We start from the raw sequence: 11986 nt of genomic DNA on the forward strand, positions 1-11986 counted from the left end.
CTACACTGCCTCCTTCCGAAGCGGCCCTTGGCGGGTACTCTCGGATGGCACCGGACGGAGGCGAGTGGATGCACGAGGAGATGCCGCAGCTCATGAGCGCGCTGCGGGGGGCGAAGGATTTCGAGACGGCCGCGGCCACCACCCTGAAGCGCATGTTGGCCGTAGCCCAGGACGCTGTTGCGTCCAGTCGGTACGCAGCCCGCGCCCGAGTGCTCCGAGGAATCGTCCACCTGCGCCCAGGCGAGGCTTATCGTCGCCTTGCCGCGCTCGATGTGGGAGCAACAGAGATTACGGATGCGAGTGTGGGGACCCCGTTCTTCACCTCGGCCACGGCGTGGCGCGCGGTGGTGGAGCACCGCTGCGCGGTGTCCATCGACGTCAACGTGGGCACGGTGCAGCCGCATGCGCCGGACGCGCCCGTGACGGGTGACCCGGGACTGGCGGGCTTCCACAGCAACGAGAGCCGCCAGCGCTTCCTGGGGCGCCATGCGACGCACGTCTGCGTGCTGCCGCTGCGCACGCCGGGCGGCAGCATCGAGGGGATGATTTCCCTGGAGGCTGATTGTCTGGCGGCGATGGGGCAGGAGTTCGTCTGGCGCGAAGCCGGCGAGCAGCTCCAGTTGCTCGCGGACGTGGCCTCGCCGTACCTCGCGGGGCTGCCGCAGCGTCCGGTGGCCACGCCGGAGGTGGACGAGTACCTGCCCGTGGTGGGCCGCTCCATGGCGGAGCTCCTGCCCATCCTGCGCGTCTTCGCGTTGCAGGATGAGACCATCCTCATCAGCGGCGCGACGGGCGCGGGCAAGTCGCGGCTGGCGCGCTGGTGCCACGAGCGCTCCAACCGTCGCGCCAAGCCCTTCGAGACGTTGGATTTGGTGACGGTGCCCGAGGACCTCCAGATGGCGGAGCTCTTCGGCTGGAAGAAGGGCGCCTTCACCGGTGCGGTGAGGGACGCGCCCGGCAGCGTGGCGCGCGCGGATGGCGGCACGCTGTTCATCGACGAAATCGACAAGCTGTCGCTGAAGGCTCAGGCGGGTCTGCTGCATCTGCTGGAGTCGCGCAGCTACCGGCCGTTGGGCGAGGGCACCGGCGAGCGACAGGCGGACGTGCGCTTCATCATCGGCACCAACGCGGACCTGCACGCGGAGGTGCGCGCGGGCCGCTTCCGCGAGGACCTCTACTACCGCGTCAACGTGCTGCCGGTGCGCATGCCGGCCTTGCAGGAGCGCCAGGACGAAATTCCGCTCTGGGCCCAGTACATGGTGAACCGGCGGCACCGCGAGCGCTCCCCCGAGGGCAACGCGCGCGTGACGCAGGACGCGGAGCGAATGCTGGTGGGCAGCTCGTGGCCGGGCAACCTGCGGCAGCTCGACAACATCGTCCGCCGCGCCTACACGCTGGCCATGGTGGAGCACGCCGTCTCCGGTGGAGAGCTGGTGCTCCACGAGAAGCACGTCGCGCGGGCGCTGGACTACGAGCAGGCGCCGGGCAGCAAGCCGCTGCCGGAAGCGCTGCGGGCCGCCGCGCAGGCGTTCGTCGCGGAGGCGCGGCGTCGCAACGCGCCTCTGGACCTGGACCTGGCGGATGCGTTCCGCGGGCTGGTGCTGGGCATGGCCATCCGGCAGGTGGGGCGGGACGACGGCTTCAAGCTGTTGGGCCGCGAGAGCCTGGTGAAGAACCGCAACCACCACAAGGCGCTCAAGCGCGAGCTGGAGAAGGTGGAGGCGCTCTACAAGGCCCTCGGTGAGGAGAGCTCGCCCTTCGCGGACCTCCTGTCCGAGGACGAGGCGGCCTGAGTCCGGCCAGTGGCCCGCGGTACAATCCTCGTCGAGAGGAGCCGTTGCTAGCTTCCGGGTCCACGATGCCCGGGGGTGAACCGTGAAGCTCCTCTCGAACAGCGCCATCGTCACGGGTGGCGCGCAGGGAATCGGTCTGGCTGTCGCCTCGCGCCTCATGCGCGAGGGCACCAGCGTGCTGGTTTTCGGACGAACGGAGACGAAGGTGGCGGACGCCGCCGAGCGCCTCAATCGCGAAGCGGAGGGGCGTGCTCGCGCCGTCCCCTTCGCCGGGGACGTGTGTCGGGCGGAGGACGTCGCGCGCGCCCACGCCTTCGCCACGGAGCAGTTGGGGCTGCCCGGCATCCTGGTGAACAACGCGGGCTCACTCTCCCTGACGCTGCTCGTGGACCTGCCCGAGGAGGAGCTGGACCGCGTGCTCGCGGTGAACCTGAAGGGGCCCTTCCTGATGCTGAAGACGTTCGCCCGCGCGCTCATCGCCGAGAAGCGCGCCGGCGCGGTGGTGAACATCACCTCTGTCTGCCAGGAGGTGGTGACGGAGGGGTTCGCTCACTACTCCGCCTCCAAGGCGGCGCTGGCCCAGCTGTCGCGGTCAGCGGCGCTGGAGCTGGGGCGCCATGGCATCCGCGTCAACGTCGTCGCGCCGGGCGCCACCCTCACGCCCGTGGCCGCCGCCTTCATCGACGAGCCGTCGGTGCGCCGCGAACTGCTCGCGCGCACCCCCCTGGGCCGCGCCCATGGGATGCCCGAGGACGTGGCCCGCGCCGTCACCTTCCTGTGTTCGGAGGAGTCTTCCTGGGTGACGGGAGAGAGCCTCTTCGTGGACGGTGGCAGCCACCTGCGGGGCCTGCACAGCTACTGGGACACGCTGAATCCACCCCGGTAGCCACCGCCCGAAGCGGGGGCGATTCCCGTCGCGCCTCGCGCCAGTTCGTCACACACGAGCGCCTGGAGCCGGAAGGCCATGCGCGCCTCCTGGATGATTTCGCGCGCCTCGTCCTCTTCCAGCTCCAGCCCGTCGATGCGCGAGTGGAGCCGCACGCGGAACTCCGAGAGCTCCGTCGGCGTGGCCGTGCCGTGGAACAGCGTGCCGCGCGCGTCCTCCAGCTCGAAGGCGCTCGAGATGACCCGTGCGCGCTCCGGCGCGGCGAAGAAGTCCAGGACGCACCGCGCATAGACATGCGCCACGAGCAGATGCGGCGCGTCCTCCGCCACCTCGCGCAGCCGCTCCGCGTGCAGGCGAGTCTCCACGCACGCGAAGGTCTCCGTGCGCGTCTCGCCGCAGAAGTAGGCCAGGTCCGCTTCTAGCGCGCTGGCGCGGCGCAGCTCCGGCATCAGCAGCACGGGCGTCAGCGCGGTGCGGGCCACGCGCGGCAGCACGCTCTCGAACGTCGCGTAGAGCACGTGGAGCTGGCGCAGGTAGCTGACGTAGTGCTGGGCCCGGACGAACTGGCCGTAGATGCCGTCCCAGCTGTCGACGAAGAGGGACTGGAGGAAGACGGAGCGCTCGGCCTGCTCGTGGGCCCGCGCCGTGCCTTCCGTGAGCAATATGGACAGGGGCGCCGCTGTCACACGAGGAGCCGCCGGGGCGGTCGCGTCCGCCTCGCTCTCGCTCAGTCGCCGCACGCGCGCGGACTGCTCCGTGCGCGACACCCTCAGGGTGCCGGTGGCGCTCACTGCTTCCACCCGCCCAGCAGCGAAGGCATCGACTCGGAATCGGACTCCTCGGCGTGGCCCTGCTCCGGCTCATCCAGGTTCTGCAGCGCCTCCGCCATCGTCAGGCCAATGGCGCGGAGGACCTCCTCCTCCACCCGAATCGTTACCGGACCCAGCGCCAGATGGATGTGACCACAGGTGCAGCGCGTCACCTCGGCGCATGGCCCCCGCGCGAGCACTCTCTTGCCGCATCCCTGACCGAGCATCTCGTGTCTCCTTGATTTTGATTTTGATTATCGAAATCAACAAGATGATGCGCGAAACCCGCCCGGGAGTCAATCCCGAGAGGGCGCGGTGGGGTTACGGCGAGTCGGTGGGTGCCACTTCCGTGTCGGTGGGAGACGGTGGCGTGTCGTCGGTGGGGGACGGCGCCATTTCGTTGATGAGAGACGGTGGCGTGTCGTCGGTGGGAGACGCTTCCGGGTCGGGCCCGGCGCCGAGCGGCTGGCGTTGCTCGTCCCTGAGTCCGACGAGGACGCTGGAGCCGTTGGTGGCGGCGCGCAGTTCTCCGTAGCGCGCACGGGCGTAGTGGTCCGCGTGACCTTCCTGGAAGAAGAAGGACTCGGCGCCCAGGCGTGTCCTGCCTTTGCGCGTGCGGTAGCTCAGCTTGAACTCGCCGGGGGCGAGGGGCTGGTCGGGGCTGTCCATGCGCACGAAGCGGCCGACGCCGTGTTCATCCAGCTTGAGCACGAGCAGGCCGGAGCTGGGGCCGTCGAGGCCGTCGACGTTGAGGGCGCGGGTGAGGGCGTAGTCGAGCACCATGTAGTCGCCCTGCATCAACGAGCGAGGGTCTCGAGGGGCCAGCTCCAGCAGCACGGTCTGCCCGGTGGCGAGGACGTGCTCCTTCTGGGCGACGAGGCCGAGCGGAACGAGGAGCGCGAGCGCGAGTCCGACGAAGAAGAGGATTGAACGCATCAGCGTGCCTCCGCCGGCGTGGAGGCCGTGGGGTAGCGCCGTGTGAGGACCCATCTGAGCGCGAGCAGGACGAGCCCACTGCCGGCCAGCGCGATGGCCTTGGCCAGCAGGGTGAGGCCCAGGTCGTAGTAGTACCAGGCGCCCGAGGCGATGAGGAACGCGACGGCGATGCCGAGCAGGATGCTGCTGCGGCGATGGAAGCCGAGCGTGAGCAATCCGACGGCGGCGATGACCGCGGGCGTGTGCGGGGTGATGAGGGCCGTCACGGTGAGGGCGGCGAAGACAGCCGCGCCCGCGACGCCGGTGGGGTCCAGCTCCAGCTCCCTCATGACGTTCCAGGCGGTGAAGAGGGTGATGGTGGTGAGGCCCACGGTGAGGGCGGGGATGGGCAGGGCCGCGCGCTCGAAGAGGAAGGTGCCGATGACGTCGGGCAGGCCCCGCGCGAGGAGCACGAGCGGCAGTCCGCTCGCGAGCGCGAAGGCCGCGGGGCCGACGAGCGCGCCCCGGGGACCGGCGCTCAGGCGCGACTGGAAGAGGAAGAGGCCGTGCGCGAGCGCCGCGCACGCGAGGATGCCGAGGTCCAGTCCCACGCCGCCCAGCGCATCCCAGAGGATGAAGAGCGCGGCGCCAGCCATGTTGAACGTGGCGAGGAAGCGCATGACGGGGTCTGGGAAGGTGACGAGCAACGCCGCGCAGACGATGAAGTGCGCGACGGCGGGGATGATTTCGTCACGGGCCATGAAGGCGATGCCGCTGGTCGTCAGTCCCACGCCGGCCAGAGCCAGGGCGAGGGCGAGCTGCTCCAGGAAGGCGCCCTGGCCCGAGCGTCGGAGGAAGGTGGCGCCGACGCACAGCAGGACGCCGAGGCAGAGGAGGGCGGCCTCTTCCTTGTAGAGGCCGGTGCAGCCGAAGAAGCTCAGCAGGAAGGCGGCGGACACCCAGGCACCGAAGCCGGCGAGGGCTTTGACGAACCAGGGTGTGGCGGTGCTGGAGCGCTGGTGGACCTCCAGGGTGGCGAGCGCGCGGGCCTCGGCGTGCTCGTCGAGCTGGTGCTCGCGTTGGAGTTCCTGGATGACGTGTCGCAGGGAGGGATGCAGGGACATGTCAGGACTCCTCGGTGGCGCCGGTGGCGCGGGCCTCGGCGCGCAGCCAGCTGACGGCGAGCGCGACCTGTCCGATGAGGACGAAGGGAAGGATGAAGAGGGTGAGTTCGTCGGCATCCATGTCGACGATGAGGATGCGGCCCGCGACGGTAGTGATGAGCGTGATGAGGCTGAGCACGCCGATGGTGAGCAGGAACAGCTCACCGCGAAGGTGACGGTGGAGCGCGTATTCGGCGGCGAAGGTCGCGACGAGCAGGGCCAGGGCGACGACGGCGCCGGAGCCGACTTCGGAGGGGATGACGATGAACGCCTCCCCGGCGGCGAGCAGGGGAGCGGTGGTCATCGCCGCGAGCACGCGAGGCATCCACCGGTCCGCGAGCCAGGGGACGCGCAGGTTGGCGAAGTGTTCGTAGGTGGCCCAGGCGAAGCCGTTGAGGAGGCCGAGAGCCACCGCGAGCCAGGTGATGAGGCGATCCGTGTCTCCGAGGACCTGCTGTTGGAACAGGACAAGGCCGGTGTTGGCGAGGATGACGAGCAGCATCCACAGGGGTGGGAAGCGCGACATGGCGACCCACGGGAGGATGAGGACGGCCCACCCGATGAACAGCTCGTATGGGTCCGCGCCCGTCTGGTAGGCCTGTCCGTAGACGGCGAGCAGCGCGCCGACGAGGACGGAGGCGGCGAGCAGGCAGAGCTGGCCCGCGAGTCTGTCGCCGAGCTTGCGAGCGCCCAGCGCGGTGCCGGCGATGGCGGCGGCGATGAGGCCCAGCTTGCCGAAGCGGTGCAGGGCGGCCCAGTTGTAGGCGAAGAAGTAGATGACGCCGGAGAGCACCAGCAGCGCGCCGAGTCCCAGCAGCGTGGACGACACGAAGCGGCGCCAGGCTTCGGCGGGAGGCGACGCGGTGGACAGGTAGAGCGCGCGCTCCAGGTTGGATGGAGGGATGACTCTGGCGTCCGTGAGCGCGCGGAGGCGCTCGGGGGTCGCATCGAGGTCGAGCAGGTCTTTCGGCACGGTCGCGCAGTGTAGCCAAGACGCGGGCGTCACGGGGTGCCGCGCGGGTGGGTTGCGAGCCCCGTCGTGTCCACGAAGGCGCGTGGTAGGTTGCCCGCGTCGCGAGCAGTCGAGGTCGGGTGGTGCCGTTCGGGAGGGAGCGGAGTCCATGTCCCAGGTCTCGTCCGCCGTGCTTCGCGCCGTGGCGTGGTGGGTCTGCGTGTTGCTGGCCGGGTGCTCGACGACGAGCACGGGGCGGCACGAACGGTCGGGTCGCTACGAGCAGACGGTGGACTCGGCGACGAACGCATGTCTGCGAAATCCCGCCTGTTACACGCAGGTGGGAGACGATGCCGTGTTGCCGTGGCTGTCGCGCGCCGCTTCGGGGGCGCGGACGGTGGTCGCGCCGCTCCGGTTCCTGGAGGCGGCGGAGCTCGCCCAGGTCGAGGATATCCTCGTGGACTGCGCGAAGCGGGCCAACCTCGAGGTGAATGAGCGGATGCTGGGAGAAGGGAAGCGACCGACCCGGGAGTGGTGTGAGAAGGAGGTGCGACGCGATGCCAGGAACAACGTGGTGACGTGGGCGATGGAAATGGGGAGTGCCAAGCACGAGGTCGCGCTGGAATGTGCCCGTGCGCGATTGAGCGAGCGGTTCCCGGGGAGCTTCAGCGTGGAGCCTCGCTACTTCCGAGACCCGAAGACGGGCAGGCTGCGGTTGCTTGACCCCGAAGAGGTACGCCGCTGGCTTGATGAAGGCTTGTTCCATCTCTTGTCGGGAACGCTCGTTCCGGACATTGTCATCCATGCTTCGGGAAATCCCCTTTCCGTGCAGAGGGTCTACGACTTCAAATTCCCGTGTTCAGATTTGAGAGTGCCCGACTGGGGACGGACCTCTGCAACGGATGGTTCTGGAAGACGGCTCACGCAAGGGGAGTTGTACGATGCGGTCCTGACGCCAAGGCTGCGATCTGTCCACGTCTCACCGGGACACGGGATCACAAGATGAGTCCACGATACCCACGGATATGTTTGCCGTTCCTTGTTGAAACGGAGGATGAAGAGATCGTCATCCTGCGAGACAGCGTGAGCATCACCTTCTATGTGGACCGTAATCACAGCGAGATTTCGCAAGCAGTGAAGAAGTCGTTGTCCCACTATGAAGCCGCGATGGGACCCGAGTCGCTTGCCCTGTACGTTGATGATGAAGGTGACTGGCGAGAACTCGACGCGAAGGGTCGGGCGTTCGTTCAGGCAGAGTTCGAGGCACCGCTAGGCGCGCGCATCAGGCTGAGTGATGGCTCAACGTTGCTGAGTCATTCATTCAAGTATCGAGGAGAGTCCCCAATAGAGTCCTGGGGAGAGTCCGAGCAGCACCGGCCTATATCGTCGGTGGAGTTCTACCTGCCCACCGAATACTTGCTTGAACATGGAGCGGGCCGAGTTCGTGACCTCGCCATGGAGCTGGGTGCGGAACTGCCGTTTGTTTCGGGACACGCGGGACTGTCATTTCACATGGCTGCTTGGATGAGAGATAACACTCCTGTCGTTCGGGAACTGAGCCAACGCCACCCGGGCTTCGACCTCCCAGGAATAGACGAGCTCCGTCGCGTCATGGGTTCGAGAACCCGCGGGGCCTCCTGGCTCACCTTCCTGGGCCAACCCATCCTCGGAGGGCTGGGTGGTGTGGCGGGGCTGCGCGCTCAACTGAAATCTCCGGGCACCACCGTTCAGGAGATGTCGGGAGACCGAGCAGTGGTGTCCCTGGGTGAGTGGCCCGAAGCTGGAGACCTGGAGAATGGAGACACGTTGCCGCACTACCGTGAGCTGGCGCGTGTCCTCGAACCGTGGATGTACACCCACGGTGATGCCTACTGGGGGAACCTCACCCCAGAAGAAATCCGTCGCTGGGAGCGCCGCTTCCTTGATTGACTCGCGACCTTAAGGACACCGCCATGCACCACGTCGGACGCAGTCGCTACAGTCGATTCGTCGCTCGCTGCTTCCTCGTCCTCACCTGGGGCCTCGTGGGCACGGTCCACGCCCGCTCCGCGCAGTCCGCCGCTCCCGCCATGTCCTCCTCTTCCTCCGTCTCCATCCCCGGCCCCCAGGCGCTCGCGGCGCGGTGGGAGCAGGTCCACTCGAAGGCGCTCCCGGTGGCGCCGCTCGTCCGGCACCCCGACGTGGAGCAACACCTCAAGGCCCTCCAGGCCCGCGCTCCCGACTTGTTCCAACTGGAGGTCGCGGGGCACTCGGTGGAAGGGCGCGCGCTCTACCACGTCACCCTGGGCACCGGCCCGCGCCACATCCTCCTCTGGTCGCAGATGCACGGCGACGAGCCCACCGCGACCACCGCGCTGCTCGATTTCTTCGAGTATCTCCGCACGCATCGCCAGGAACCGTGGGTCGCGCGGCTGCTCTCCAGCCTCACCCTCCACGCCGTGCCCATGCTCAACCCCGACGGCGCCGAGCGCTTCCAGCGTCGCAATGCCCAGGGCATCGACATCAACCGGGACGCGCTTGCGCTCCAGACGCCCGAGGCCCGCACCCTCAAGTCCCTGCGCGACAAGTTCCAACCCTCCGTCGGCTTCAACCTCCACAACCAGAGCTGGCGTCACGCGGTGGGCGACACCGGTCGCCCCGCCTCCATCTCCCTGCTCGCCCCCGCCTTCGACCGCGCCCGGAGCGACAACCCCGGACGCATCCTCGCGAAGAAGGTCTGCGCGGTGATTCGAGACGCCGTGGAGACGCTCGCGCCCGGGCAGGTCGGCCGCTACGACGACTCCTTCGAGGTGCGTGCCTTCGGCGACAACATGACGCTCTGGGGAACGCCCACCGTCCTCATCGAGACCGGCGCGTGGCTGTCCCTGCCGCCAGACGAGCCCCTGGTCCGCCTCAACTTCGTCGCGCTCGCCACGGCCCTGGATGCCCTGGCGAATGGCCAGGCCGAAAAGGCCGACGTCTCCCGCTACGACTCCATCCCCGAGAACGAGAGTTCCGGCCTCGTCCACCTGCTGCTCAAGGGCGTCGGCATGTTCGGCGCGGACGGCAAGCCCTTCACGGGCGACGTGGGCATCGCCGTCAGTCGCGCCGTGCGCGGCCAGGGAAAGAAGCTCCTGCTCGCGCACGTGGGCAAGGTCGAGGAGTTGGGCGACCTGCGCATCCTCGGTGCGGTCGAGACCGTGGACGGCAAGGGACTCTTCGTCGTGCCGCTGACGGGCAAGGGCGCGAAGCCCGGGGACACGTACCGGCTCACCCGTCCCGCGAAGCAGTCCCTGTCACTGGGCCAGCGCGCGGACCTGATGCTCCTGAAGCCGCTGGAGGCGTCCGACACCTTCCGCATCGAACGCATCATCCGCTTCGACCCCTGAGCCGATCCGCTACGGAGCTTCCGCCTCCAGGAACGCCTTCAGCTCCGGAAGCACGCGCTCGGGGCGCTCCTGATGAGGGCTGTGCGCCGCGTCCACGCGCAGCAACCGCGCGCGCGGAAATCGCCGCAGGGCCTCCTCGGCGAGCGACAGGGGCAGGACGTCCTCACGCTCACCCCAGATGAGGAGCACGGGGACCTTCACTTCGGCCAGCCGCTCGCGGTGGTGGAACACGGGCCCCGTCAGGGGCACCAGTCGATTGAAGGCCCGCGTCGCCTCGTCACGTCCGCCAGGGGCCGCCACCAGCTCGTACTCCAGCTCCCCGAGCCGCATTCCCAAGGGCGTCGGCACCGGAGGCATCATCCGCGCCCAGGCCCAGGGCCCCAGGGAGCGCGCCAGTCGCTCCGGTCCCGCGCGGAAGAAGACGCGGGCCTTGCGCTCCAGCTCCGGACCCAGCCCCATGCTGTCCACGAGCACCAGCCGCTCCACCGGCACACGAGCCCGCAGGCTCAGCTCCAGCCCCACCAGCCCGCCCAGCGAGTGACCCACCACCGCCATGGGCCCAGGGGCGAGCCGCTCCAGGAGCGCCTCCACCGGGTCGGCGAAGAAACGCACCCCCTCCTCGGCCGAGCGGACGGGGCCCTCTCCAGGGGACGACATCCCGAAGCCCGGCAGGTCCACCGCCAGCACCCGGTGCCCCCGCGCCAGGGCCGTCAGGTACGCGAACCACGTCGAGGCCGCCCCGCCACGCCCGTGGAGGAGCACCACCGTGGGGCCCTGGCCCCCCTCCAGCACCCGCAGCGCGCCCCCTCCAGGCACCCAGTGCACCGTCGCCTTCACCCCGGGGGAGAGCTGTGCCAGCAGGCTGGCCTCCACCGGGCCCGCCGTGGGGGACTTCGCCAGGGGAGAGCCCTTCATGGCCCGTCCTGGGGCCCCACCGGGCCGCGCGGGGTGGTACAGAGGGTGGGGGGCAAGAGGGCCATGGGGTGGAGCCCTCCGGGGGGCCGACTCGGAACTTACTGGAATGCCCGCCCTTCTGCGGTGTTGAGCCCGATACCCGGTCAACCCTAGGCTGCCCGCCGCAAGTCCTTACCGAGGCGTCATGAACACGGACATCCGCGCGCTAAACGAACGCGTGCAGCAGGAAAGCAGCTTCGTCGAGGTCCTCAACCAGGAAACCGGCAAGGTCATCGTCGGCCAGCGCTACATGCTGGAGCGCATCCTCATCGGCTTCTTGTGCAATGGCCACGTGCTGCTGGAAGGCGTGCCCGGTCTCGCCAAGACGCTCACCGTGCGCACCGTGGCGGACGCGCTCAGCGCCAGCTTCATGCGCATCCAGTTCACCCCGGACCTGCTGCCCGCCGACGTGGTGGGCACGATGATCTACAACCAGCAGGCGGCGAACTTCACCGTCCGCAAGGGTCCCATCTTCGCCAACATCGTCCTCGCCGACGAAATCAACCGCGCGCCCGCCAAGGTGCAGTCCGCCCTGCTGGAGGCCATGGCCGAGCGACAGGTGACGATTGGCGACCAGACCTTCGGGCTGCCCTCGCCCTTCCTCGTCCTCGCCACGCAGAACCCCATCGAGCAGGAGGGCACGTATCCGCTGCCCGAAGCGCAGGTGGACCGCTTCATGCTCAAGGTGAAGGTGGGCTACCCCACGCGCGACGAAGAGAAGGTCATCATGGACCGCATGTCCGGTGGCACGACTCCGCGCGCGCAGAAGGTCATCGCGGTGGAGCACCTGATCCGCGCCCGCGAGCTCGTCCACCAAATCTACATGGACGAGAAGGTGAAGGAGTACATCCTCAACGTGGTGTTCGCCACGCGCGAGCCCGGCAAGTACGGCCTCAAGGACCTGGCGGACTACATCCAGTTCGGCGCCTCACCGCGTGCCACCATCTCCCTGGCGCAGGCCGCGCGCGCACATGCCTTCCTGCGCCACCGGGGCTTCGTGACGCCCGAGGACGTCAAGGCCATCGCCTTCGACGTGCTCCGCCACCGCATCGCCATGACGTACGAGGCGGAGGCCGAGGACCTCACCCCGGAGAAAATCATCCAGCGCGTGTTTGATCGCGTCGAAGTTCCCTGACCGCCCGACGA

General features: G+C 68.7%; 12 protein-coding genes. 6 read left to right on the forward strand and 6 right to left on the reverse strand.

Annotated features, from left to right (window positions below; all coding sequences use genetic code 11):
* Positions 1 to 92: 92 nt before the first annotated feature.
* Entirely contained in the window at positions 93 to 1793 is a 1701-nt protein-coding gene (locus HUA74_RS01250; RefSeq protein WP_305794671.1) for a sigma-54 dependent transcriptional regulator, read from the forward strand.
* An 82-nt stretch (positions 1794 to 1875) separates the two neighbouring features.
* Complete coding sequence (locus HUA74_RS01255) at positions 1876 to 2679, forward strand: SDR family NAD(P)-dependent oxidoreductase (protein WP_141647960.1); 804 nt, start codon at positions 1876 to 1878, stop codon at positions 2677 to 2679.
* Here HUA74_RS01255 and HUA74_RS01260 read toward each other — a convergent pair.
* The 5 genes from HUA74_RS01260 to HUA74_RS01280 all read right to left on the reverse strand — a co-directional run bounded on the left by HUA74_RS01260 (position 2649) and on the right by HUA74_RS01280 (position 6539).
* Positions 2649 to 3470 carry a biliverdin-producing heme oxygenase gene (locus HUA74_RS01260; RefSeq protein ID WP_174453094.1) on the reverse strand — a complete coding sequence of 274 codons (822 nt, stop codon included), beginning with the start codon at positions 3468 to 3470 and terminating at the stop codon, positions 2649 to 2651. The two genes, HUA74_RS01255 and HUA74_RS01260, sit on opposite strands and share 31 nt — an antisense overlap.
* Positions 3467 to 3715 carry a hypothetical protein gene (locus HUA74_RS01265; RefSeq protein WP_141647962.1) on the reverse strand — a complete coding sequence of 83 codons (249 nt, stop codon included), beginning with the start codon at positions 3713 to 3715 and terminating at the stop codon, positions 3467 to 3469. The genes HUA74_RS01260 and HUA74_RS01265 overlap by 4 nt, the downstream gene beginning before the upstream one ends.
* Positions 3716 to 3809: 94 nt before the next feature.
* A complete protein-coding gene (locus tag HUA74_RS01270) occupies positions 3810 to 4424 on the reverse strand; it encodes a GDYXXLXY domain-containing protein (protein WP_174453095.1) in 615 nt (204 codons plus the stop codon).
* Positions 4424 to 5527 carry a DUF4401 domain-containing protein gene (locus HUA74_RS01275; RefSeq protein ID WP_174453096.1) on the reverse strand — a complete coding sequence of 368 codons (1104 nt, stop codon included), beginning with the start codon at positions 5525 to 5527 and terminating at the stop codon, positions 4424 to 4426. Before HUA74_RS01275 ends, HUA74_RS01270 begins: the two co-directional genes overlap by 1 nt.
* A 1-nt stretch (position 5528) precedes the next feature.
* Positions 5529 to 6539 (reverse strand): DUF2157 domain-containing protein, encoded by a 1011-nt coding sequence (locus HUA74_RS01280; protein ID WP_174453097.1) that lies wholly within the window; start codon positions 6537 to 6539, stop codon positions 5529 to 5531.
* Positions 6540 to 6873: 334 nt separating this feature from the next.
* Here HUA74_RS01280 and HUA74_RS01285 point away from each other — a divergent pair, with 334 nt between their 5' ends.
* The 3 genes from HUA74_RS01285 to HUA74_RS01295 are packed head-to-tail and all read left to right on the forward strand — an operon-like array spanning position 6874 to position 9886.
* The gene (locus HUA74_RS01285; RefSeq protein WP_174453098.1) at positions 6874 to 7524 is read left to right on the forward strand and encodes a hypothetical protein; all 651 of its coding nucleotides are present in this window, start codon (positions 6874 to 6876) and stop codon (positions 7522 to 7524) included.
* 23 nt (positions 7525 to 7547) lie between these two features.
* Positions 7548 to 8447, forward strand: coding sequence for a type VI immunity family protein (locus tag HUA74_RS01290; RefSeq protein WP_174453099.1), 900 nt, complete (start codon positions 7548 to 7550; stop codon positions 8445 to 8447).
* Between the two features lie 23 nt (positions 8448 to 8470).
* A complete protein-coding gene (locus HUA74_RS01295) occupies positions 8471 to 9886 on the forward strand; it encodes a M14 metallopeptidase family protein (RefSeq protein WP_174453100.1) in 1416 nt (471 codons plus the stop codon).
* A 9-nt stretch (positions 9887 to 9895) separates the two neighbouring features.
* Here HUA74_RS01295 and HUA74_RS01300 read toward each other — a convergent pair whose 3' ends face one another.
* The gene (locus tag HUA74_RS01300) at positions 9896 to 10801 is read right to left on the reverse strand and encodes an alpha/beta hydrolase (RefSeq protein ID WP_174453101.1); all 906 of its coding nucleotides are present in this window, start codon (positions 10799 to 10801) and stop codon (positions 9896 to 9898) included.
* 184 nt (positions 10802 to 10985) lie between these two features.
* Between HUA74_RS01300 and HUA74_RS01305 the strand changes: the two genes are divergently transcribed.
* Positions 10986 to 11975 (forward strand): MoxR family ATPase, encoded by a 990-nt coding sequence (locus tag HUA74_RS01305; RefSeq protein ID WP_141648836.1) that lies wholly within the window; start codon positions 10986 to 10988, stop codon positions 11973 to 11975.
* Positions 11976 to 11986 lie beyond the last annotated feature (11 nt).

The sequence above is a fragment of the Myxococcus sp. CA051A genome (assembly GCF_013336705.1).
In the GTDB taxonomy this organism is placed as follows: domain Bacteria; phylum Myxococcota; class Myxococcia; order Myxococcales; family Myxococcaceae; genus Myxococcus; species Myxococcus llanfairpwllgwyngyllgogerychwyrndrobwllllantysiliogogogochensis.

Bases quoted from the DNA above. Each gene is read 5' to 3' on its own strand.
- HUA74_RS01250 (WP_305794671.1), top strand. From the start codon at position 93: ATGAGCGCGCTGCGGGGGGCGAAGGATTTCGAGACGGCCGCGGCCACC.
- HUA74_RS01275 (WP_174453096.1), bottom strand. From the start codon at position 5,527: ATGTCCCTGCATCCCTCCCTGCGACACGTCATCCAGGAACTCCAACGC.
- HUA74_RS01300 (WP_174453101.1), bottom strand. From the start codon at position 10,801: ATGAAGGGCTCTCCCCTGGCGAAGTCCCCCACGGCGGGCCCGGTGGAG.
- HUA74_RS01270 (WP_174453095.1), bottom strand. From the start codon at position 4,424: ATGCGTTCAATCCTCTTCTTCGTCGGACTCGCGCTCGCGCTCCTCGTT.
- HUA74_RS01295 (WP_174453100.1), top strand. From the start codon at position 8,471: ATGCACCACGTCGGACGCAGTCGCTACAGTCGATTCGTCGCTCGCTGC.
- HUA74_RS01265 (WP_141647962.1), bottom strand. From the start codon at position 3,715: ATGCTCGGTCAGGGATGCGGCAAGAGAGTGCTCGCGCGGGGGCCATGC.
- HUA74_RS01305 (WP_141648836.1), top strand. From the start codon at position 10,986: ATGAACACGGACATCCGCGCGCTAAACGAACGCGTGCAGCAGGAAAGC.